General features: G+C 50.8%; 27 protein-coding genes and 1 pseudogene. 26 read left to right on the top strand and 2 right to left on the bottom strand.

Annotated elements, in window-relative coordinates; genetic code table 11:
- The 3 genes from OGW16_RS18010 to OGW16_RS18000 form a co-directional block, all read left to right on the top strand.
- Positions 1 to 261 (top strand): phage holin (locus OGW16_RS18010; RefSeq protein WP_286518677.1); only part of this gene is annotated, 261 nt, incomplete at its 5' end.
- Positions 239 to 805, top strand: a complete 567-nt coding sequence (locus tag OGW16_RS18005; RefSeq protein WP_200000770.1) for a lysozyme — start codon at positions 239 to 241, stop codon at positions 803 to 805. The genes OGW16_RS18010 and OGW16_RS18005, both read left to right, overlap by 23 nt.
- The gene (locus OGW16_RS18000) at positions 805 to 1347 is read left to right on the top strand and encodes a hypothetical protein (RefSeq protein ID WP_200000567.1); all 543 of its coding nucleotides are present in this window, start codon (positions 805 to 807) and stop codon (positions 1345 to 1347) included. Before OGW16_RS18005 ends, OGW16_RS18000 begins: the two co-directional genes overlap by 1 nt.
- A gap of 3 nt (positions 1348 to 1350) precedes the next feature.
- Here the strand turns inward: OGW16_RS18000 and OGW16_RS17995 are convergent, their stop codons facing one another.
- The gene (locus OGW16_RS17995) at positions 1351 to 1899 is read right to left on the bottom strand and encodes a hypothetical protein (protein WP_200000568.1); all 549 of its coding nucleotides are present in this window, start codon (positions 1897 to 1899) and stop codon (positions 1351 to 1353) included.
- A 93-nt stretch (positions 1900 to 1992) separates the two neighbouring features.
- On the opposite strand from OGW16_RS17995, the gene OGW16_RS17990 reads away from it, so the two are divergent.
- The 18 genes from OGW16_RS17990 (at position 1993) to OGW16_RS17905 (ending at position 17338) form a co-directional block, all read left to right on the top strand.
- The gene (locus OGW16_RS17990) at positions 1993 to 2988 is read left to right on the top strand and encodes a terminase small subunit (protein ID WP_200000570.1); all 996 of its coding nucleotides are present in this window, start codon (positions 1993 to 1995) and stop codon (positions 2986 to 2988) included.
- Positions 2954 to 4372, top strand: coding sequence for a phage terminase large subunit (gene terL / locus OGW16_RS17985; protein ID WP_286518676.1), 1419 nt, complete (start codon positions 2954 to 2956; stop codon positions 4370 to 4372). Before OGW16_RS17990 ends, terL begins: the two co-directional genes overlap by 35 nt.
- Entirely contained in the window at positions 4372 to 5664 is a 1293-nt protein-coding gene (locus OGW16_RS17980) for a phage portal protein (RefSeq protein ID WP_200000572.1), read from the top strand. The genes terL and OGW16_RS17980 overlap by 1 nt, the downstream gene beginning before the upstream one ends.
- Before the next feature lie 7 nt (positions 5665 to 5671).
- Entirely contained in the window at positions 5672 to 6523 is an 852-nt protein-coding gene (locus OGW16_RS17975) for a phage head morphogenesis protein (RefSeq protein ID WP_200000574.1), read from the top strand.
- Between the two features lie 3 nt (positions 6524 to 6526).
- The gene (locus tag OGW16_RS17970) at positions 6527 to 7675 is read left to right on the top strand and encodes a DUF2213 domain-containing protein (RefSeq protein WP_200000576.1); all 1149 of its coding nucleotides are present in this window, start codon (positions 6527 to 6529) and stop codon (positions 7673 to 7675) included.
- Between the two features lie 2 nt (positions 7676 to 7677).
- Positions 7678 to 8169, top strand: a complete 492-nt coding sequence (locus OGW16_RS17965; RefSeq protein ID WP_200000578.1) for a structural cement protein Gp24 — start codon at positions 7678 to 7680, stop codon at positions 8167 to 8169.
- 3 nt (positions 8170 to 8172) lie between these two features.
- On the top strand, positions 8173 to 9141 hold the full coding sequence (locus OGW16_RS17960) for a major capsid family protein (protein ID WP_200000581.1): 969 nt from the start codon (positions 8173 to 8175) through the stop codon (positions 9139 to 9141).
- A complete protein-coding gene (locus OGW16_RS17955; protein WP_237703329.1) occupies positions 9084 to 9518 on the top strand; it encodes a DUF4054 domain-containing protein in 435 nt (144 codons plus the stop codon). Before OGW16_RS17960 ends, OGW16_RS17955 begins: the two co-directional genes overlap by 58 nt.
- A 20-nt stretch (positions 9519 to 9538) precedes the next feature.
- Positions 9539 to 10111, top strand: a complete 573-nt coding sequence (locus OGW16_RS17950; RefSeq protein WP_191235538.1) for a hypothetical protein — start codon at positions 9539 to 9541, stop codon at positions 10109 to 10111.
- A complete protein-coding gene (locus OGW16_RS17945; protein ID WP_085348082.1) occupies positions 10108 to 10464 on the top strand; it encodes a hypothetical protein in 357 nt (118 codons plus the stop codon). The genes OGW16_RS17950 and OGW16_RS17945 overlap by 4 nt, the downstream gene beginning before the upstream one ends.
- Positions 10461 to 10949 (top strand): phage neck terminator protein, encoded by a 489-nt coding sequence (locus OGW16_RS17940; protein ID WP_163449132.1) that lies wholly within the window; start codon positions 10461 to 10463, stop codon positions 10947 to 10949. Before OGW16_RS17945 ends, OGW16_RS17940 begins: the two co-directional genes overlap by 4 nt.
- Complete coding sequence (locus OGW16_RS17935) at positions 10950 to 12452, top strand: DUF3383 family protein (protein WP_200000583.1); 1503 nt, start codon at positions 10950 to 10952, stop codon at positions 12450 to 12452.
- 10 nt (positions 12453 to 12462) lie between these two features.
- The gene (locus OGW16_RS17930; RefSeq protein WP_016156265.1) at positions 12463 to 12894 is read left to right on the top strand and encodes a hypothetical protein; all 432 of its coding nucleotides are present in this window, start codon (positions 12463 to 12465) and stop codon (positions 12892 to 12894) included.
- 8 nt (positions 12895 to 12902) lie between these two features.
- The gene (locus OGW16_RS17925) at positions 12903 to 13316 is read left to right on the top strand and encodes a hypothetical protein (RefSeq protein ID WP_000032481.1); all 414 of its coding nucleotides are present in this window, start codon (positions 12903 to 12905) and stop codon (positions 13314 to 13316) included.
- A 153-nt stretch (positions 13317 to 13469) separates the two neighbouring features.
- A complete protein-coding gene (locus OGW16_RS17920; RefSeq protein ID WP_200000585.1) occupies positions 13470 to 15266 on the top strand; it encodes a phage tail tape measure protein in 1797 nt (598 codons plus the stop codon).
- Positions 15266 to 16051 (top strand): phage baseplate protein, encoded by a 786-nt coding sequence (locus OGW16_RS17915; RefSeq protein ID WP_200000587.1) that lies wholly within the window; start codon positions 15266 to 15268, stop codon positions 16049 to 16051. The genes OGW16_RS17920 and OGW16_RS17915 overlap by 1 nt, the downstream gene beginning before the upstream one ends.
- A 1-nt stretch (position 16052) precedes the next feature.
- Positions 16053 to 16388 carry a hypothetical protein gene (locus tag OGW16_RS17910; protein ID WP_200000589.1) on the top strand — a complete coding sequence of 112 codons (336 nt, stop codon included), beginning with the start codon at positions 16053 to 16055 and terminating at the stop codon, positions 16386 to 16388.
- Entirely contained in the window at positions 16388 to 17338 is a 951-nt protein-coding gene (locus OGW16_RS17905) for a hypothetical protein (RefSeq protein ID WP_200000772.1), read from the top strand. The genes OGW16_RS17910 and OGW16_RS17905 overlap by 1 nt, the downstream gene beginning before the upstream one ends.
- On the opposite strand, the gene OGW16_RS17900 is transcribed toward OGW16_RS17905, so the two are convergent.
- A complete protein-coding gene (locus OGW16_RS17900; protein WP_019076895.1) occupies positions 17339 to 17701 on the bottom strand; it encodes a hypothetical protein in 363 nt (120 codons plus the stop codon).
- A gap of 21 nt (positions 17702 to 17722) precedes the next feature.
- Here OGW16_RS17900 and OGW16_RS17895 point away from each other — a divergent pair, with 21 nt between their 5' ends.
- From OGW16_RS17895 to OGW16_RS17875, 5 genes and pseudogenes are all read left to right on the top strand, one after another.
- Complete coding sequence (locus tag OGW16_RS17895; protein ID WP_096756882.1) at positions 17723 to 18340, top strand: Gp138 family membrane-puncturing spike protein; 618 nt, start codon at positions 17723 to 17725, stop codon at positions 18338 to 18340.
- Positions 18337 to 18717, top strand: a complete 381-nt coding sequence (locus tag OGW16_RS17890; protein WP_200000591.1) for a contractile injection system sheath initiator — start codon at positions 18337 to 18339, stop codon at positions 18715 to 18717. The genes OGW16_RS17895 and OGW16_RS17890 overlap by 4 nt, the downstream gene beginning before the upstream one ends.
- Entirely contained in the window at positions 18701 to 19882 is a 1182-nt protein-coding gene (locus tag OGW16_RS17885; RefSeq protein WP_200000593.1) for a baseplate J/gp47 family protein, read from the top strand. Before OGW16_RS17890 ends, OGW16_RS17885 begins: the two co-directional genes overlap by 17 nt.
- A complete protein-coding gene (locus OGW16_RS17880) occupies positions 19879 to 20601 on the top strand; it encodes a baseplate wedge 1 family protein (RefSeq protein ID WP_200000594.1) in 723 nt (240 codons plus the stop codon). The genes OGW16_RS17885 and OGW16_RS17880 overlap by 4 nt, the downstream gene beginning before the upstream one ends.
- Positions 20594 to 20998 (top strand): annotated as a pseudogene (locus OGW16_RS17875) (carbohydrate-binding protein); the annotation flags it as partial. The gene OGW16_RS17880 and the pseudogene OGW16_RS17875, both read left to right, overlap by 8 nt.

The raw sequence follows: 20998 nt of genomic DNA, 5'->3' as shown, positions 1-20998 counted from the left end.
ATTTACAGCAGACTTTCATATGGAACAGGCACCACGCTGACCGGCTGCGGTGTATCAGCGAAGGCATATGCCGAAACAGCAAAAACAGCAAAAGAGGTGTCCTGGATGTTGGCCGACAGAATTGCAGGGTTAAGCCTGAGCGACTGGGCAATTATTGTCGGTATTGCCTGCACAGTGATCACCTGCGGCGTTAACTGGTATTACCGCCGTAAAGAACGGGAGGACCGTCTTAATGGCTATGTCACCAAAGTTGAGGAATAGCGTTATTGCTGCGGTGCCTGTTGGCGCTATCGCAATTGCTTCAGCATTGATTACCGGCCCTACGGGTGATGATGGCCTGGAAGGTGTCAGATATAAAGCTTACAAAGATGTTGTAGGTATTTGGACCGTTTGTCATGGTCACACAGGCAACGACATCATGCTTGGAAAAACCTACACCGAGGCAGAGTGTCGAGCGTTACTTAATAAAGACCTCGCCACCGTAGCGCAACAGATTAATCCATACATCAAGGTTCCTATCCCTGAAACTACTCGGGGCGCTCTTTACTCGTTTGTCTACAACGTCGGTGCTGGCAACTTCAAAACCTCCACGCTGCTACGCAAAATCAACCTGGGCGACACAAAAGGGGCTTGCGAACAATTACGGCGCTGGACATATGCCGGTGGCAAACAGTGGAAGGGTTTAATCACCCGGCGTGAGATTGAGCGTGAAGTTTGCCTGTGGGCAGAAAAACCTCAGGTTCTTGGTGATGGGCTCGGGCCGCTTAACTCAGGCATTCCGGTATCAGTTCCGGGGGTATTTTGATGAAAACCAGCAAAATTTCGATTGTCGCGATTCTGCTGGTGGTCGTCGTAACCATCATTGCGGTGCTTTGTGTTCTGCTGGTACGCAGCAATGCGGCGCTGACCGCGTTCGAGAATGACATCCGGGTACTGCGCAGCGATAACGCATTACAGGCGACGGTAATAACTACACAGGCTTTCAACTTCAACCGGTTTAACCAAGTAGCAGAGAACGCCAGTCGCATGAATTCGCTGTTAGATGCCGGCACAGAGAGAACAGTCATCAAATACCGGGAGATTCTACGACGTGAAAAAACCTGTGATCTGCCTGTTCCTGCTGATGTCGCTGGTGGGCTGCTCAGCTACGCGAACCGTTTACGTGCCAGCGCAATGCACACCAATACCGGGAACGCTGACGCAGCCAGTGATAACACCGCTGCCGCCAGCTCAATAACGTACTGTCAGGCTGTTCTATGGATTAACCCGTTACTGGCTGCCATCGAGAAAGGGAATAACCAGTTGGCAGGGATACGGGATATAGAGCAGGCCAGAGCATCAGAGTAGAGCCTAGCTCTGTGACGTGCTCAAGCATTCTGCTTCATAATGTACCCTCATGGAAAACATAGCGAATAACATAATGAGCTTATCGCGTAAGCTTGTAGAGGAATCCACGAAACTTACAATCCTTGTTTCTGCTTCGTAAACGCCAAGCCTGAAATCTCTAATTGGAGCCAAACTATCAGGGTAACCGCGCTCCATTAGACCTGTTAAGGAGTCAATCTCACTGTTAGTAATATCAGAGTTATCAATCTGATGTGAACGTTTGTTTCTAAAGTTATTAAATTTTCGTATAAATTTGTTTAGCTCTGGACTCATACCATAGTTCATAGCAAGTTGAGCTTTAATGGCAAAATCCATGTTGATATTTTCGCCAAACCCACTGAAGAAATCCCGGTTACCAGAGGCACAGATAATCCAGGCTTCAAGGGATTGTTCAATTAGAAGGTGAGTGCGGAGATAGACACCAATGTCATCTTGGGACCGAACTATAGTCAATATTCTATCGGGTTGATGAGATGCTAAAGTCAACTCTCGAAAATGAGTAAGATCAAACATATTGATTCCTAAGTAGCGGATATTTTTCGCTAATATCCTTTTGATTAGAACGTTTAATATCGACTTGTTTAACTAAACTATCCAGAGGAATTCATGGCAAAACCGGACTGGGGAGCACTGCAACACCAGTTCCTCGCCGACCATGCCAAAACGGGTATATCACCGAAGGAGTGGTGCGAAGCGCAGGGACTGAATTATACATCTGCGCGGCGCTACATCAAAAAGCCAACTGCGCAAAAAACTGCGCAAAAGAAAGTGCGCAATGCGCAGACTGAGCAACCATCTACAACTGCGCAGCATGACCAAACACCCATTGATGCGCAGACTGATGCACAGGAAAGTGCGCAACCTTTCAACCTGCGCAATTACGGGCTGAACGATATGCAAGTCAGGTTTGTTGAGGAATATCTTATCGACCTCAACCGTACCGCCGCTTATCGCCGCGCTGGCTACAAAGGGGAGGGCAACACGGCTTACGTTAATGCCTCCCGATTGCTAAGGAATGCTAAGGTCAGCCAGGCAATCCGCGACGCTCTGGATGAACGTTCGCGAAGAGTGAAGGTAACGCAGGACGAAGTGTTGAAATGGTGGTGGGACATTGCGACGGCAGACGCTACGCAACTGACCGAACATCACCGTGGCTGTTGTCGTTACTGCTGGGGTTTTGGTCACCAGTATCAATGGCGCGATGCCGTAGAGTACGAAGAGAAACGTCTCGAAGCGCTTGAGCGTAAACGACGCGAGCCTGTCGATGTTGGCGGATACGGCTACGACGGCACGCTGGACCCGAATCCTGATTGCCCACGCTGCAATGGCGTTGGTCTGAGCCGCCCTGTTTTCCACGATACGCGAGATTTGAAGGGCGCAGAACGCCGACTTTTTGCCGGGATTAAAGAGGGTAAATTTGGCCTTGAAATGATCACCCGCAATCAGGATGAGGCTATGAAGATGGTCGCACAGCACCTCGGTATGCTGAAAACCAAAACTGAGTTAAGCGGCCCGAATGGTGAGCCCATACAGCATAATCACACAGTAAGCGCGGAGGATCTGACTGATGAGCAGCTCGCCGCAATTATCGCTGGTAAGTAAGCAGGAAGCAGCGGCAGAGTTACTCAAGCGGCGCAACGCCAGGGCCAGCCTTCACGACTTTATTCAGTACATCAACCCCGAATATATAACCAGCAAGTTCTCGCAAACGGTTTGCGACGCTCTGGATCAGTTCCTGCTGGATATGATGAATGGAGTGCGCCCGATACTGATTCTCGGTGCGCCGCCGCAGCATGGTAAATCGGATATCGTTTCGCGTTACCTGCCAGCGTATTTCTTCGGAAAATATCCTGAAATGCGCGTTGGCGCTTTGTCTTACTCTGCTGACCTTGCCGGAGATATGAACGCCGATGTTCAGCGCATTATGTCTACGCCGGAATACCGCAACATATTTCCGGGCGCCTGGCTGGGCAATAAGCCGGCTGATGGTGTGGCCGTAAAGCGTAACACTGACGAATTCGGCATAGCCAACCATAAGGGGACGTATGTTTGTGCTGGCGTAGGCGGCCCGTTAACGGGTAAGAAAATCGATCTCGGTATCATCGATGACCCGATAAAAAACGCCAAAGAAGCACTCAGCCCGACGACAAAAAAAACTATCTGGAACTGGTACGTTTCCACGTTTAAAACGCGTCTGTCGAAAAACAGTGGCGAAATCATCATGGCGACCCGCTGGGCGACCGATGACTTATCCGGGCGTGTAGTGGAAATCACGCCACGCGCTAAGGTGCTGGCGTTCCCTGCAATCAACGAGCAGGGTGAAGCGCTGGTTCCAGAGTTGCACCCAAAAGAGAAACTGCTCGAAACCAAAACCATTCTCGGGGATTACTTCTGGTCTGCGATGTATCAGCAGTCACCAAAACAGGCTGGTGGCTCCATCTTCAAAGACGAATGGATCAAGTATTACCTCCCGAAAGACTTGCCGACCAACTTCGACATAGTCATCCACAGCTGGGATATGACGTTTAAAGACAGCGAAGGCACTGACTACGTTGTCGGTCAGGTGTGGGGTAAAAAGGGCGCCAATGCTTATCTGCTTCATCAGGTTCGAGCCCGCATGAGTTTCACCGCAACGCTTAAAGCCGTTAAACGCATGGCCGACGAATACCCCAAAGGCCTGCGCAAGCTGGTGGAGGATAAAGCCAACGGACCGGCGGTTATTGATTCACTGAAAAGCACCGTTGCGGGGCTTGTTCCTGTTGAACCGGACGGCAGCAAAGTTGCCCGTGCGCATGCGATCACCGCTGTATGGGAAGCGGGTAACGTTTTCCTTCCCCATAAAGACATCGCCCCGTGGATCACCGAGACGGTTGAGGAAATTACCACGTTCCCTGTCGGCGCGAACGATGACGTTGTCGATGCAATGACGCAGGGATTACGCGATTTGTATCAGAGAAAAACACTCAGCCCACTGGACATCATGTAATGACGAGAAAAAATATCGTTGGTCGTCTGAATGATGGCCTGGTTAGCTTAATGACCTCGCTCGGCGAGAAGATTGGCGCAGTACGGTATAGCAGCCGTAAGCCTGACGTACCTGATAAAGAGCTGCTCGCGATGTATAAAAAATCGTGGGTGGTGAAAAAGTACATCAACAAAACCGCCGACGACATGCTGAAGTTGCCCCGTAAATTTTCGGGCGACGTCGATAGCTCTATAACCAAGCGCATCGCTGACGCTGAAAAAGAACTGAAATTGAATGCAGTCTTTCACAGCGCGCTGGGGTGGGCCTCCCTGCTGGGCGATTCGCTAATCGTGGCTATCACAGATTGTGCCGATGACCAGATCGCCTTGCCGCTCAATTTGCAACGCGAAGATATCGTTAAATTCCTTGTGTTCCGTAAAGGTGAGTACACGCCGGACAGTAATGTCATCACCGATATCCGCTCAGATTGCTTTGGTGAACCGCTAACGTATCAACTTGACGTCGGAACGAAACAACTCAGGTTTCATCATTCCCGCTGCTGCCGGACAAAGCTGGGCAATCACAGTATTAAGGATCGCGCAAAGTTTGGCACGTCAGACCTTCAGGCGCCCTATGAGCACATCAAAACCTTCGACACAGCAATCCTCAGCACCGGAGACACCATACAGGAGGCAAACGTCGATGTGCTGTTTATCCCCGGCATGAATAACCAGATCGCAGCTGGTCAGGAAGGGCAGGTTCGCGAGTATGCCAGGGTGATGAAGGACACCAAATCTTCAACCGGGATGTTATTGATTGATGCTGGTGATACACAGGCACAGGGGCGCTATGAGCAGAAAAACGCGCAATTTACCGGGCTGTCGGATGTGATTAGCAAGATGGCGATTGTGCTGGCCGGGGCGCTGGACAGACCGATAACGGTCCTCTTTGGCGAGTCGGCAAGCGGGTTCAGTAGTGGCGAGGAAGACAATAAATCCTATTACGAGACGATTAACGGTCTGCAGGAGTCCCGGCTTCGCCCTATGCAGGATTTCGCCGATCAGTTCACGCTGGACAAACTCGCCATTACGGAAAGCCTTACCTACGAATACCCGACAATCGACAGCATTAACGAGGCTGACGAAGCTAACCGGTTTAGCCAGTATGCGACGGGCTTCAATACGCTGGTTTCGTCCTCAATTCTGACGGAAGAGGTCGCCATCAGGGAGATGGTAAACCGCGGCGTGCTGAAGACTGTTACCGAAGCTGAAATCAAGGCGATAGTCAGCGCCGGGGCGAATGCCGGCTTCTGAGGGGATTATGGAATTAAAACTGCTTCTTGAGCGTAAGCAGGGACGTTTGAAACCGCGTCGTCGGCGAATGCGTCCACCGACCGCCAGTAAGCGAGCAGAGGTATGGTACCGGGACAGGCTGACGGATTTTATCGACAGCATGGTCCAGACGTTAGTTAACGAGCTGGGCAAGCCTGCGCTCACCGATGCTCCTGATAGCACACCTCTCTCGATTACGACGCGTCTTGCCGCTGTCATGCAGCGTCTGGCGAGCATTTCAATTCAGGAGGTCGCCGCCCGACTCTCTGCCGGATTCGTTACGCGGGCAAACTTGCAGAACAAAGAGCAGACGCAGCGCACTTTCTCTCAGGCTTTTGGGATTGATCTGACCGGGATGCTCGGCGATGGCGCGATAAAGCCAGAAATGGAAAAGGCGGTTAATGACAACGTTGACCTGATCACCTCCATCCATACCGACTTTATCCACGATATCGGCGCGGCGGTTTTCGAGAACATGAAAGACGGTGGCCGACATGAAAACCTGATCGACATAATCAAGGAGCGCGGGAACGTCACCCGCAACCGCGCCAGGCTAATCGCACGTGACCAGACCTCGAAACTTAACGCAGACCTGACTGAAGCGCGAAATGTGGCGCTTGGCCTTGACCTGTATGAGTGGGGCGGCACTGGCGATGAACGTGAACGGGAAAGCCATTTCGTTCTGAACGGCATGCTTTGCAAATATTCGGATCCGACAGTCTATTCAGACGACGGCGGTAAAACGTGGAAGAAACGTTCCACCATCGGAGCATTTATCGGTAAGCCAGGAGAAGACTATCAATGCCGATGTCTGGCCCTCCCTTACGTCTCATGGGATTAATCAATGAAGTGGAAACGAACACCGCAGGGGTACGTGATTACCACTGCGACGATCACCCGCGCCGGACCGATTGAGTATTACGGTCACGAGCTGGGGCTGACTGGCAGCGATGCCAACAAAAAAATCACTGTTGTTCGCACTCTCGACGAACTATCAAAACCCGAAACTCTCGCTTCATTCAATGGCCTCCCGTTCACCATAACGCACCCCGACGATGGGGAAGTCACCGCAGCAGACCACAAAGACAAAGCATCCGGGCATATCGCCAATACCCGTATCGAGGGCGGCGAGGTGGTCTGCGACGTTTATCTGACGGATGCCGTTGCAATTAAGACGCTGGAAGAAACGGGGATACGTGAAGTATCCGTTGGATATGAGCCTGCTGAACTCGAGGAAAGAGGCGGGAAGCTTTACCACATCAACATTCGCGGCAATCACGTCGCGGGCGTGGCAGAGGGGCGCTACGGGCCTCAGTGTAAGTTAAACGACAAAAAAGGTAAGCCGATGTTCAAAACATTAACTGACGCCCTGAGTTTCCTGAAGGGCAAAAAACTGAAGGATGCGGACGGTGCAGCGCTAACTCCTGACGAACTGGTCGGCATGATCGCCGCACTGGAAAAAGCACTGGAAGAACTCCAGGGGCAAGGGACTGACGAGGCGACGGCAAAGGCTCAGGAAGTGCTGGCACAACTCGCTGACCTTAAAACACAACTGGAAGGCATGACGGGAGCACCATCGCCAAACGATGACGATCCATCTGCTGGTGGTGGTGACGACAAGGACGCGAAAATCACCGCGCTGGAAACAGAAAACGCCGATCTGAAAGCGAAGGTTAAAGCACTGGAAGAAGAACTGGAGCAGCTGAAATCCGGCAATGAAACCAGCACCACACTGGCAGACGCGAAGGCTCGCTTCCCTAAAGTCAGCTTCAATGATGCCAAATCAGCGCGTGACGTGCGCGCCGCCGTACTGGTGAGCACTAAAGCATTTAACGATGCTGAGGTCAAAGCAATGACTGACAGCGAAGTCCGTGCGGCTTATGCAGCCATTCAGGCCACCTCGAAGCCACGCAGTGAAATCGGTGCTCATTTGTTTAACGACTCCGCGAACAAAAGCACTAAAACCGCAACTCAACGCCTTGGGGGTAAATAACTATGACTTTCGGATTCACTGACTGGGATGGTGCCGACGGCACTATTAAACCAGGTTCAATCAAACGCGCCTCCAGCTCTAACGATAAAGTCTGGGGTGAGGAGAACCTGACCGAAACGAAGTTGCCCTACGGAACGTTCGTAGCTGTCAACCCGGACGGCGGCGTGATGCCTCTCACAGCTGGCAAACGCATTCATGGGATTGTGGTGCGTGATATTTACGGTGATGGCGCACCGCACAACAAGCAGGTCAACGTGGGGCATTTTTCCCACGGCGATTGTGTTGGCGCGCTGACAGTCGATGACGCTGATTTTACTCGTGGCGCGGCGGCTTACATCGTGGCGACGGGTGCCGATGCTGGAAAGGTGACAACAGAAGCAGCCGGCAACATTGATTTGGGCTACTGGGTGGAAGATGTGAGCGCGGGTAATAACTGCGTGGCTATCACCCTGGGATATGTACAACAGGCAGTTCAGCAGACGGAAGGAGCATAACCAATGCCTATGGAATCAGCAGATTTCGAAGAAGTGCTGCAGGAAGCGCTAACTGAGCGTGATATGCAGTTGCAGGAAAAAGAACTTCCAGAGATCAACATCGGTGAAGCCCTCCCGGTTAAAGACGGCCTCGATTTCTCTCGGGACTATGTGGATTTCGGCGTGTCAGAAGTGGTCGGGTCGGTGAAAGACGGCATCATTGGTAACAAAACCAACAGCCTGAAAACCATTGATAGTGAAATCGAATGGCTGAAAGCGCCTGTTGGCCAGTGGGCTAAAGCTGCAACCTGGACTCAGCAGGAACTGGAGAAGATCGCACGTCTGAACATCAACCTGCAGACCAAAAAGCAGGATGATTTGTATGCCAACGCCCTCGCTACCATTCAGTATGCCGGTTACGTCGGCCATCGCGGCGTTAAAGGGCAGGAAGGGTTGCTGACAGGCGCGAAAGTTCAGCTTATCACCGACACATCTGGCAAAACCATTGCCGAAATGACCTCTGATGGGTTCGTGAAACTGGTGCTGGATGCTTACAACGCGGCATGGCGCAAATCCAGTTACCGTATTCAGCCAACGCATATCGCCATGGACGCCAGCGACTTTATGCTCGCCATGCAGAAATTCGACCCGAATCCGATTGTTGTGGGTACTGACCTGCTGCCGATTGCGGCTATGGATCGCATTATGGCGGCGCTGCGTAAGGCTTCTGGTAATGAGTCATTCAACATTACTTTCGTGAAGGTCCCGAGCAATTACGCGGTAGGTATCAAATCGGGTAAAACCCGCCTGGCCATATACACCTACGAAGCCGATTACGTCGAAATGGAAGTGCATATGCCGGAGCTGCTGGCGGCACGACAGCGTGATCTGCTGACATATGAGTGTGGCTATCGTTCTGCCTTCGGTGGCGCGATGTGGAAACAGCCGCAGTCCGCGGTGTACGTGGATTACAAATCCTCTCCGGCAGAGTAATCACAGGGGGTAGCATGGAATTCACCGTTCGTTACCCCGAGTTCGCCAGTGTTGCCCCTGCACGCATAGAGGGGGCGCTACAGGATGCAGCTAACCAGATGAGCCGCAAGGTGTGGAACAAGCTCTACGAGCAAGGGCTTCATGCTTTAGCGGCGCATCTGCTGTATGCGGCTGGCGCGCTCACTCCCTCCGGAAGTAGTAACGGGAAACCCCTACAGACAATCACCAGCCGATCCGTTGCAGGTGTGTCTCTGGGCTACTCTGCGCCCGATGCCGGGTTTGGGGCCAGCCATGATGGATACGGCTCAAGCTCATTCGGTCAGGAGTACCTGAGGCTTCGTAAGCTGGTAGGTGTGCATGTACTGGCAATACGGTAGTTATCAGGGAGTGGTTTTTTATGACTCCGGAAGAAACGCTAAAGCTTACCACCGAATACCTGAAGAACCTGCAGGCGATGAAAACGCATTACGTTGCAGTAGGTTTGCCAGCGGGCAAGGTGGGAAATAAAACCCACGATGACGGAACATCGATAATTGAGATCGGGGCGGTTCACGAGTTCGGTGCTGAAATCGATCACCCTGGCGGGACGGGGTATATGGCAACCGGTGGAAAAGCTACGTTTACCCGCAAGACCTTCATGGGTCCGGTTAGCGGATTTACAGCGGCTCACAAGATAACGATTCCTGAACGATCCTTTCTTCGCGCTCCTTTCACCCTCAAAAAGTCGGAAATTAACCGGGCAATCGAAAAGGCCTGTGAAGCCGTAGGCTCCGGGCGTATGGATGCTGACACCGCATTAAATTTGATAGGCGCGACGGCGCGAAATATCAGCGTGAAGGCCTTTGAGACTGCCGGGTATGGCACGTGGTCAGATATCACTGCTGCAACTAAAAAGGCTAAAGGATCGTCTGCGCCGTTAATTGATACAGGCGCCCTGCGTGGTGCCATAACGTGGGAGGTTCGTAAGTGAGCGACTTATCAGACCTTGATATGAGCGACGCATTAATCGGCTGGGAACAGCCTGTAAAACTCAAAACCCGTACTGAAACCACCATCGATTTTGAACCGTCCGTGACTGTTAGCAGCCAGGACATTCTGGCGGTGGTGCAAAGTGCGAACAAAGAGAATCTGACGCTGGATAGCCTGGACTGGTCGAAAGAATATCTGCTGATTCATGCACGGCTGAAAATTGAAACCGGTCAGTTTATTGAGAAGGGAGGCAAGGATTACAAAGTCGTGTCCCCGGCCGATTTTATGGATTACGGATTCTGCGCTGTCATCGCCGAGGAAACCCGGCTCCCGCTACTGGTGCCAACGCCATGACACAACCCCACCTGAAAGCGGTCGCGCGTTTCGTGCGTGACCTTCTGGACTACGACGAGCAACTGATCAAGTTCGACCGTCGGAACGTACAGGCGTCCGACTTTTCCACCAGTTATATCGTGGTAAACGGCTCACTACCGCAATCAGTGCTGGCCCGGGGCCAGCGCTTTAATGGTGACGCTGAAATAATGACTTATAGCGCCTCAGTGAGCCACGCGATTGTCCTGGAGTTTTACGGGGATAAGGCTTACGTCAACGCTGAAAGCTTCCTGATGCTGAGTGAAAGCCAGCACGCGAACGAACTGCGCCGCACGCATTCACTTACCATCATGGCCGTCTCAAACATCATCGATGTGGGGCAACTTCTGGGACAGTCCCACGGCAACCGTGTTCACCTGAGTTTCAATGTTCAGTATGCCCCTGCGCGGGACGTGCAGACACTGCGCATCGATACGCCGCAGTTTCAATTTTTAGAGGACAAGTAAATGTCGGCATCAATTAATAACGTCATTAATGTGACGCTTCTCGAAGAGGGACGGGCGGCGGCGCGAGATAACATCAACGTTTGCGCAATTCTTACCAGCCAGACGGGGGTATTGAGCACCGCTGAACGCTGGCGTTCATACAAAAGCGCATCTGCTGTCGAACAGGACTGGGGGGCTTCTTCGGTCACCGCAGCATTTGCGAATGTGTTTTTCGGGACCAGCCCTAACCCGGTATCCGCGGGCGGCACGCTGATCGTCGGTTACTGGAACGCTGCCGGGGAAACGCTGCCTGCGACCAGCGGTTTACTGCGTGGCGGTGAGATTTCTCAGGCAGTCATACTGCCAGCGTTACGCGAGAAGTCTGACTGGTCATTCAGTATTGAGATTGACGGAACGAATCACGATGTGACCGCAATTAATGGCATGACGGCGGCGACACTGGCGGATGTCATCGCCCAAATCCAGGCGAAAATTACGCCAGATGTCGCTTCGGTTGTTTTTGATGGCAGCCGTATAGTGATCACCAGTAAATCGACAGGAGCTGACTCTGTTGTTGGTTTTCCGAAAGCGATGGATGGCGGTTCTTTTATTGGCGATCTGCTGGCGGTTGCGGAGGGTTCCGGCGCTTCGCTGGTAAACGGTAGCGCATCAACTGAGATTTCACCGGAAACACAACTGGAATCTCTCAGCAAACTCAAAGCGCAGGTCAACGTAAAAGGCGCGGCCTTCATCGACAAAATTCTCGATGCGCAGGTGCCGTTGATCGCTTCATGGGCTAAAGCGAACGCGGTAATCGTGTATGAGACATTTACCGGTTCGGCAGCTCTGGAAGTTGATCCGACTAACCCGGCATGGGCGGTAACACTCGCCAGCCAGAGTAATTTCCGCATGCTCTACAGCAAAGCAGGCAACCGGAAATTTGGTGTCAGCTATATGGCGCGCACGCATACCGTTAATTTCAACGGAGAACGCACTGCAATCACTTTGCACCTCAAAACGATGAACGTGCCGGCCGAAAGTTATGAGCAGACGGAGATCGACAAAGCGAAGCGTGTAGGTCTCGACATCTACACCACGATTAAAGACGTTCCCTGCGTGCTGTCGAGCGGTGCTAATGATTTTGTCGACAACGTCTATAACCTGATGGCCTACGTTGACGCAGTGCAGACGGATTCCTTCAACCTCCTTAAAACCACGCCGACTAAAGTCCCACAAACCTATTATGGCGTTGATCAGTTAGAGGACTGTGTAGAGAAAACCACGCATGGGTTTGTGAAGGCTGGGGTGTTCAATCCGGGTACCTGGACGCTGCCTGACTTCTTCGGGGATCGGGATATGTTTCTGCGAAATATCGAGCAAAACGGGTATTACGTGCTGGCCGGTGACCTGAAAGACCAGTCAACCGCAGACAGGCAGGAACGCAAATCCCCGGTTGTTCAGGTAGCAGTGAAGAATGCTGGTGCTGTTCACAGTGCCGATATCATCATCAATTTCAATAAATAAGGAGCGGTAAATGTCTCAGATTGTTATCAGTGCAGATACCGCGACCATCGTTCTGAATGGGCGAATCATCACGGATATCGCTGCGGGGGACTACGTCACGCTGACGCCATCCAATCCACTTACAAGCCGCGCCAATAGTGCGAATAACGGCGTCACAATCTCGGGGCGTGTTGATGCCGGGGTGCATGTGATGGTGATACGTGTCCAGAAATTTTCTAACGATGATATCTGGCTTAACCAGCAGCGCAACGCCGCGATCCCCGTTGTCCTTAACGGCTCAGTTAAAGAGTCGTTCGTGCGCGACGGCGCGGCACTGAAGGAAACCTACGATCTACAGGCCGGTTCTATCACTACACAACCGACGCAAACCAAAAACAACCAGGACGTTAACGCACTAATGGAATACACCATTGAGTACCGCAATGTCGTGCGTAACGTATAAGGCCAGATATGTCTAAAGAACAGCAGAAAAAAGCACTCGAGATGATCAAGGCGGTCTACGATGACGGTTTTGCTGAGATTAACGGCAACCGCTACGACTTTGCAGCGATGACACACAAAAAACGCCGCAAGGTTTTTGCCTTCTTCACAGGCATTGCCTCTGAGTTATCGCGGCAGTCTCTTGAGTTTCTGGACTCAGAGCGATTCGAGGAAATTGAACGCCTGATGTTCGATTACGTTCTGTTTGACGGTGTGCAACTGTCCAAGCAGCCGGAACACTTCGAATCCTACCCTGGTGATTACGTCATGCTAATCACAACAGCGCTTCAGGTTATCAGCCTGCCTTTTATGGGCGGGAGCAATATGAACTCACGTTCAGAAGCTCCAGACGTTCAGAAATTTACGTTAAATCCTCGAACATAAGCGACGACATGAGCATGTATCTGGCGCTATCAAAGGCCGGATACGGCCCCTATCACGAACTAGTTAAATTAGACACACCAGAGCTGTTTGACATGCTTGAGTTCGAGAATATCAGCGCAGACATTCAACACTACGAGATGGAGAAGGCGCGGAATGGCGATAGTTAACGAGCTTATTACCAAATTCGGTTTTATCGGTAATCTGGCGCCGCAGGAAACCTTCAATGCAAATCTGAAAGCGTCTATTGGTTTGCTTGCCGGGCTTGGAGCCGCTATCGCCGGTTCGGCTGCGGGGGTTGCTGGCTGGGTGACGTCTGTCAGTCAGTCTATTGATCCGCTGGTCCAGTTTTCCCGGGAAACGGGGGTGGCGATCGAGACCGTTCAGTCACTGGGCTACGCGGCGTCTGTAAATGGCTCAAGTGTTGATGCGTTGCAGGCTTCGCTGGGTGAGATGACAAAAAGAGTAGGGGAGTTCGTTTCCACCGGTGAGGGGGAGGCGAAAGACGTTGCGGAAAGGCTGGGCCTTCAGTTCAAGGATATGAACGGGCAGGTAAAAAACTCCGATGTGATATTTCGTGAACTGGCCGACAAACTGCACGGCATGAGCCAGGCAGAGAAGTTTTCTGTTCTGGATAAGATGGGTATCGACCGTTCCATGGTGCAGTTGCTATCCATGACGGGCGAAGAAATATCTTCGTTGCAGAACAAGGCCGAGGCGCTTGGTGTTGTCACGAAAGACCAGGCTGATCAGTTTGCGGCCTATAACGATTCTCTGACAACGCTGGGGAAAGGCTTTGATGGTATCAAATTTCAGGTTGCCGTCGGATTTGTGCCGGTACTGAAAGACCTGGTGGATGGGTTTACGGACTTTCTCATTGCTAATAAGGATCTCATCAAAAACGGGCTGGCCCATCTTGGGGAAATTATCTTCTCCGTTATGGGTATGATCCGCCGCTTCCTGCCGATTATTGGTCTTATTACTACCGGATTTGTAGCCTGGAAAATTGCTGCTATAGGACTTAGAACGGTGCTGGCAACCATATTCTCTCCTGTCGTACTGATCACTGCCGCCATTGTAGCAGTCGTTCTTGTTATCGATGATTTGCTGACGGCTATGGAAGGTGGCCAAAGCGTTATTGCTGATTTCTTCAAAGATAACTGGGGAATAGATATTGTTCCCGCACTGAAAGAGGCGAAAGCGTCGCTCATGGCCTTCATAAACTACGCCATTGGTGTGTTTAAACCGCTTGCTGATGCCATTGTCTCCATGTTCGGATTCGTATGGCATCTCATCACAGGTGCGTTTACGGGTGATTTTCAGGATGCGATGAACGATGCGCAGAATGTCTTTGATTCTCTCATGGCGTTTATCACTGGTGCATTTGGTGTCGTTGGTGATGCGATTAAATACGTGTTTGGCGATGCCGGCGCGTTTGTCGTTGATGTGTTCACTACTGCAATCGAAAACACGAAGCTGATGTTCTCAGCACTATGGAAGTTAGTCACGGGCGATTTTGAAGGTGCATGGGGGGATGTGGTTAAAATCTTCGATAACGGCGTCGAACTGATGAAAAAACCGTTCACGGCTTTTATTGACTGGGCGAAAAACATCTTTGCTGGGCTGGGGGAATACATCAGCAATATTATCAGCAACGCTGCTTCAAATGCCTGGAATGCGACAAAGTCATTCTTCGGGTTCGGTGAGGATGAACAGCAGCAGGGAGTAACCGGCGGCGGTAACGGCGGCATGAGTCCAGATGGTATCCCTTATGGCATGAATGCTGCGGTGGGGATCTCTGGTGGTGGCGTGACAAGCAATTCAAGCGTCAGCCAGCAGAACACGATTCACATCAACACATCCGATCCGGTTGTCGCCGGGAATACTGCGGCAGATAGCCTGCAACAAAACATGAAGGATGCCAACAGGTTGAGTGGCAGAGGAGGGCGGTAATGGGGATTCTAGACGGCCTCATGCAGGCGCAATCTTCTGGCAAAGATACTGTTAAAAAGGTAGGGATCGGCGGGTTCTCAATGTTTGCGCGAGTTAGCGACGCTACTGAATACCCATCTCAAGTTCCGGTAGACGTGCTGGAGGACGGTAGTAACGCGTCTGACGATATTATCAACGGCCCTCTGACGATAAAAATCAGCGGTGTTGTTGCCGATATCTATGTCGATGCGAAACCAAACTCTTCTTTTAGCCTAATGCCAGATTATTCGAAGTATGGCGAGGTGCTGGAGTACATCCCCACAAAGACGCAGCAGCAGTTGCAGAAAATGAATGAGATTGCCGATCGCGCAGAGCAGGCCATCTTAAAGGCAAAACGCCTGGCTGATAAAGGAGCCGACCTGTTTGGGCTGGTGGGCAACCCGTCTACTGGTGGCGCTAAAGGTATACGTGAGCAATTTCTCGACTTCATTGAGGGGGTGTACTACGGCAAGCAGCTTATTTCCGTGGAGGTGGATTATCGCACTCATGAAAATATGGCATTAAGCGGCCTTATCATCAGTACCGACAATCAAACGATGGAAACTAAGTTTGAAGCCAGTTTTACAAAAATCACCTTCACGCAACTGACTACCGCACCGATAGAGCAGCACTTCAAATCCCCCTCGGTAGCTGCTAAATCAAAAACGGCGGGCGTTGCAAATAAGGGGGCGCAGACTCCGGCAGATAATTCAAAAGGTGGAAGTGGTAAATCTAAATCAGTCTTTACCGCAATACTTGGGAGATAATATGAATCAGATCTCCAACATTACCGACGAGTCTATTCAGCGCCACGTTCTGATCTTTGACCGTGGTGAGGCTGTCGTTATCCTTCGCCACCTGCCAACGGTTGAAATGTGGAAGATGCGCGTGGAATACAATGGCGATTATATTGATGGTGTAAAGTTGTCGCTGGGAACGTTGCATTTTCGACATAAAAACTGGCCGTTTGATATTGCGGTGCTTGCTACAGATAACACCGGAATAGACCCGTACCGCGCAGATGATTTCGCCAGCGGACGATGTGAGCTTTACATGGTAACACCGGAAGAGATGATTGATATTCGCGGGGGAGACGTGCCGTGATGGATACTTTTTACCGTGATTATCGGCTGACGGTGGGGATCGGCAATCAAGCAGTGATTATCGAGCCACCGATCACCATGTCATTCAAGGCGCTGGAAACCGTGGACAAGAAGTCACTCGGCAAGTTGAGTGTGTCCATCAACGGTTTAAAGCCCTCCTCGCGTCTGCAATTGCTCAAGTCTGAAGATGAAGAGAAGTACATCCCGGTAAGGCTGGAGGTTGGTTACGACGGCAAGCTGCGTCAGGTGTTTCAGGGTTCAGTTAAAAGTGGGGCAGTAAAGCGTGAGGGTGCGATCCACATCGTCAGCCTGGAATGTGAAGACGGTGGCCACGACTATATCAACGCCTTCACATCGCGCACGGTACGGGGGAAAGATCAGGTCGTCGATTCTGTCTTGCAGGACATGCCGAACACGAAGAAAGGCTCTGTGACGAAGCAACAGGCTCTTATCAGGCCGAAGGTTCTAGTGGGAAGCTCCAGTAAAATTCTTACTGATATGTTGTCACCAGATGAGAGCTTTTTCATCAAAGATGAACGGGTGCATATCCTGAAAGCGAATGAAGTAACTTCGGGAAATATCCCAGTGGTTAACGCTCGTAGTGGTCTGCTAAACACCCCGCAAGCCACGAAGATTAGCGCGCAGGATGACGGCGGCCAGAAGGGGAAAAAGCCTACTAACGACCCGGAGACTGATCCGGGGGGGAGTAATAAAGAAAAGGTCGACTCAAGCACGCTAGCCCCTCAATCGAAAGGGCAGATAGTATTCGATACGAAACTGAATCCTATGCTGGTAATTGGCGGCCTTTGTGCAATAGAGAGTGTCACGAACCCCGCGCTAAACGGGGTTTATAAGATATACCAAGTTGAAACCAGTGGGCAGAACAACGGGGCGGCTTGGTATCAGAAGGTCGTCTGTCAGCCAGCAGGGAATTACGCGGTAATCAAGTGACTATTTCATATCGAGACAAACTGTAGCGATATAATCGCCCATAGCCGTTAAAGATGTAGCCGCAAAGTCTCTATCATCTATTTTTTCGGTGCTCATAATTTTCTTTTGTTCATTAACGAAGTCTTTTTTTATTTTGAGGCAAGATTTTTTATCGTTCAAACCGTCACGAACAACTTCACGAAGTGTTTTTTGAGCGGCGGGAAGTCGTGATATTGCTTTTGATTTTTCCGTATCACTCATATCAGTGAGTTGTATCGCCTGCATCATCTCACTCTCAAACTTCGCTTTAGCAACGTCTGCAAAAGGTCCTGCATGTGATGCCGTTGCAGTGACTAATCCCAAAATAAAAACTAATTTTTTCATAATTCATCCCAGAGAAAAAATATGGTTGAAGAACTTCACGACACTATCAGCCTGGGTGTTGAATTCGCTCTGGCCGATGTTCACACCATTGTTGTCGCAAAAATAACGTCTGTAAATGACAAAACAATCAGTTGCGTCCCCGTTATCAATCGGGTTGTGAAAGGGAGCAGCAAGCAACTCCCAGAGTTCATTGAAGTCCCCCCGGTAATTTTGCAAGGCGGTGATAGTTATATCGCAGAACCAATTGCGGCTGGTGACTATTGCCTCGTCCTTATCTCTGAGCGTTGTTATGACGCCTGGTATGCGGGTAGCGACTTTGTTTCACCACTTGAAATGCGTATGCACGATTATTCAGATGGCTTCGCTCTGTGTGGGGTTAACCCACAGGCTACCGCGATAAATATCCCTAAGAAGAACAGGATGATGAAGGGGGATTCTGACCACGAGGGTGATTTAAACCTCACAGGAAATATTACCCAGAAAGAGGGTAAGACGACTCTGGAAGAATGCGATGTTCTAAATGTACTCCAATATTCACAGGTAAAGACAGGCGGTAAGTCTGGGGTGTCTGGTTCATTTCGAAGCGATGACGGGAAAACAATCACAGTTACCAACGGTATTGTCACGGAGATCTCATGATTGTTTCAGCACTTGATAAAAATGACGACTGGGGATTTGGGCGCGGGAAGGCAAACTATATAACCGGCGGTGCTGCTATCGCGCAGAAAGCCAAATGCCGGATCCGCTCGTTCAAAAACGATAATCCTCTCAACATGGATGACAACATCGACTGGCTTTACCTGTTATCAGAGAAAAACACCGAGCAGGAGATTCTGCGGGAGATAGAGCGCGTGACGCTGGCGACGGATGGGGTTATGCGCATTACCGTTCTGGCGATGGAGGTCAATAAGGCCACCCGGTCACAAAAAATCGAACTCAGCATTGAGACCGTCTATGACCAGCAGACGATCACCTTCCCGGTCAACGGAGCGTTGAAGAATGGCACTACAGTTTAGCGACAACGGCCTTGAGACAAGCACTCTCCGGGAGTTATTTCAGGAACTGAGCGACGGATATATGGGAATTTATGGTCAGGATATCGATTTAGACCAGGAATCTCCCGACGGTCAACGCGTGGCAATCGAAGCTCAGGCTCGGGCAGATATTGAAGCCGCGCTGCAATGGCTTTATTCCCAAATGGACCCCGACTTTAATACTGGTGATATGCAGCAGATTATCGCCAAACTTCACGGGCTTTTCCTTCGTCCTGGATCCCGTTCTCAGCGCGACCTTAAAGTCACAACAGACAGGCCGGTGCTTCTCTATAGCGGGTACAAGATACGGGACCAGGCAAATCAGGTCTGGGCTATCCGACAGGACGTGACTGTTCCGGCGGGCGTCACAATAGCTACCTTTTTTGCTCAAAACTTTGGGAAAGTTACTGGGCTTGTGAACGATACCTTCACTCAACTCACACCAGAACCAGGAATTGTGAGCATTATCTCTGATTCCGCGGTTGTGGTCGGTCGGGATGAGGAAACGCCTGAAGAATTCAGGCAACGCCGGAATCGGTCACTTGAGAACCCTGCAACAGGTAGCACTGGTGCGGTTTTCGCTAAAGTTGCCCAACTGCCAGGCGTAATTGATCTAAATATCGGTGAGAACGATACGAAAATCGATGATCAAACAACGGGTATTCCTGCGAATTCTATATGGCTTGTCGTGGAAGGTGGTGCGATCTCAGAAATAGTGGAGGTCATGGTCAAACAAAAAGGCGGTGGTACGGGAACGAAAGGCAGCATAACCGGGCGCTACACCGAAACCCTGATTCGGCCTGACGGTACTTCATTTCTTATAGCACATGAACTTCAGCTTGACCGGCCTATCTACAAGCCGCTTCATATCAGACTAACTGCCCGCCGGAAAATACAAAACGAACCTATAGATATCGATACTCTCAAAAAATCGCTTGTATCACGCACGATGCATATCGGTGAGTCTGTTGATGCCAACGAATTTTATGAGAATGGCTATGGTGTCGGACGGGTGAATTTCGTGCTGACTAATTTGCAAATTAGCAGCAATGGAGTCGATTACACCGATGCTGAGTTATCACCGGGCTTTCAGGGGAAGTTCACATTGAGTGTGGAAAATATAGACGTTAATGAGGTGCTCCAGTGAATGACGACATCATTAACCGCTATACGCTAATGCTGATTAAGCAGTACTGGGAAAAGAAAAGGGCAAGGTCAGAGATACAGGCCATGCTCCGGCACTGGCAAATCATCGCCGATTTTATTCGTAACCCAGATAACTTTGATCTCGACCGGGTTACCGGATACAGGCTCGATGTGATTGGCCGGATAGTTGGGCTTCCCCGTAGCGTGCCTGCTGTAATTGCCCGTGTATTTTTCGGGTTTGACGGACATCTGGATACCGCAGGCTTCGATAGTAAATCTAATGCGGCGTATGTCGGCGCACCTTTCTACAGCAAGTTTTCGCCGGCATATGGCGACTATCAACTGGCTGACAATGAGTATCGCAGGTTCCTCCGGGTCAAAATTGCGCGAAACGCCGCAGGTTCAACGATAGCGTCAGACGATCGGGTCAGCCTGCAGGATGTTATACAGACGGCATTCAACGGCGAAGCTTACGTGACCGACAGAAAAGACATGACGCTTGCGCTGAGCGTTTCGCCCCGGGTATCAGTTGAAGAGTTACGCCTGATTGTGAAGCTTGGTCTGCTGCCGAAACCTGCGGGCGTTCGATACGATTATTTTTATCAGGTGACTCCTGGTCTGACATTCGGTTTCTCGCGAAACCCTTCGGCCAGAGGATTCGCCAGCAAGTTTAATACCGCCTACCAGGGCGGTTTTTTTTCGAGGAAAATCCATGTCTAAGATTGCACGATATCAGGGAAATGTTCGGGCTTTTGCCTCTGATGCACAGGGAATGGAAAGAACCGTGTTTGGTGGAACAAATCAGGCGGATGACCTGACCTCGCAGATCACGGCATCTTTCCTTCGCGGATGGGGCATTGTTGGCGCTTCTGAACACCCTTCGCTTGAGGACTTCAATGCGGCAATGTATGCAATGAGTCAGTTCATTGCGTATCAGCACCAAATGGGGGTTCCAGAGTGGCATGCAGAACAGGAATATCATATCGGTTCGATCTGCACACATAACGGTGAATCTTATCAGTCCTTACAAAATGCAAATATTGGTAGCCAGCCGCCATCAGCAAAATGGACTCCTGTATTAACGTCAAAAAACGGTCTCGCAAACCTTGGTTTGGGA

It is taken from the genome of Citrobacter sp. Ce104 (assembly GCF_030334595.1).
Taxonomy (GTDB): domain Bacteria; phylum Pseudomonadota; class Gammaproteobacteria; order Enterobacterales; family Enterobacteriaceae; genus Citrobacter; species Citrobacter europaeus.
This window is presented reverse-complemented; position numbering and strand designations above follow the sequence as displayed.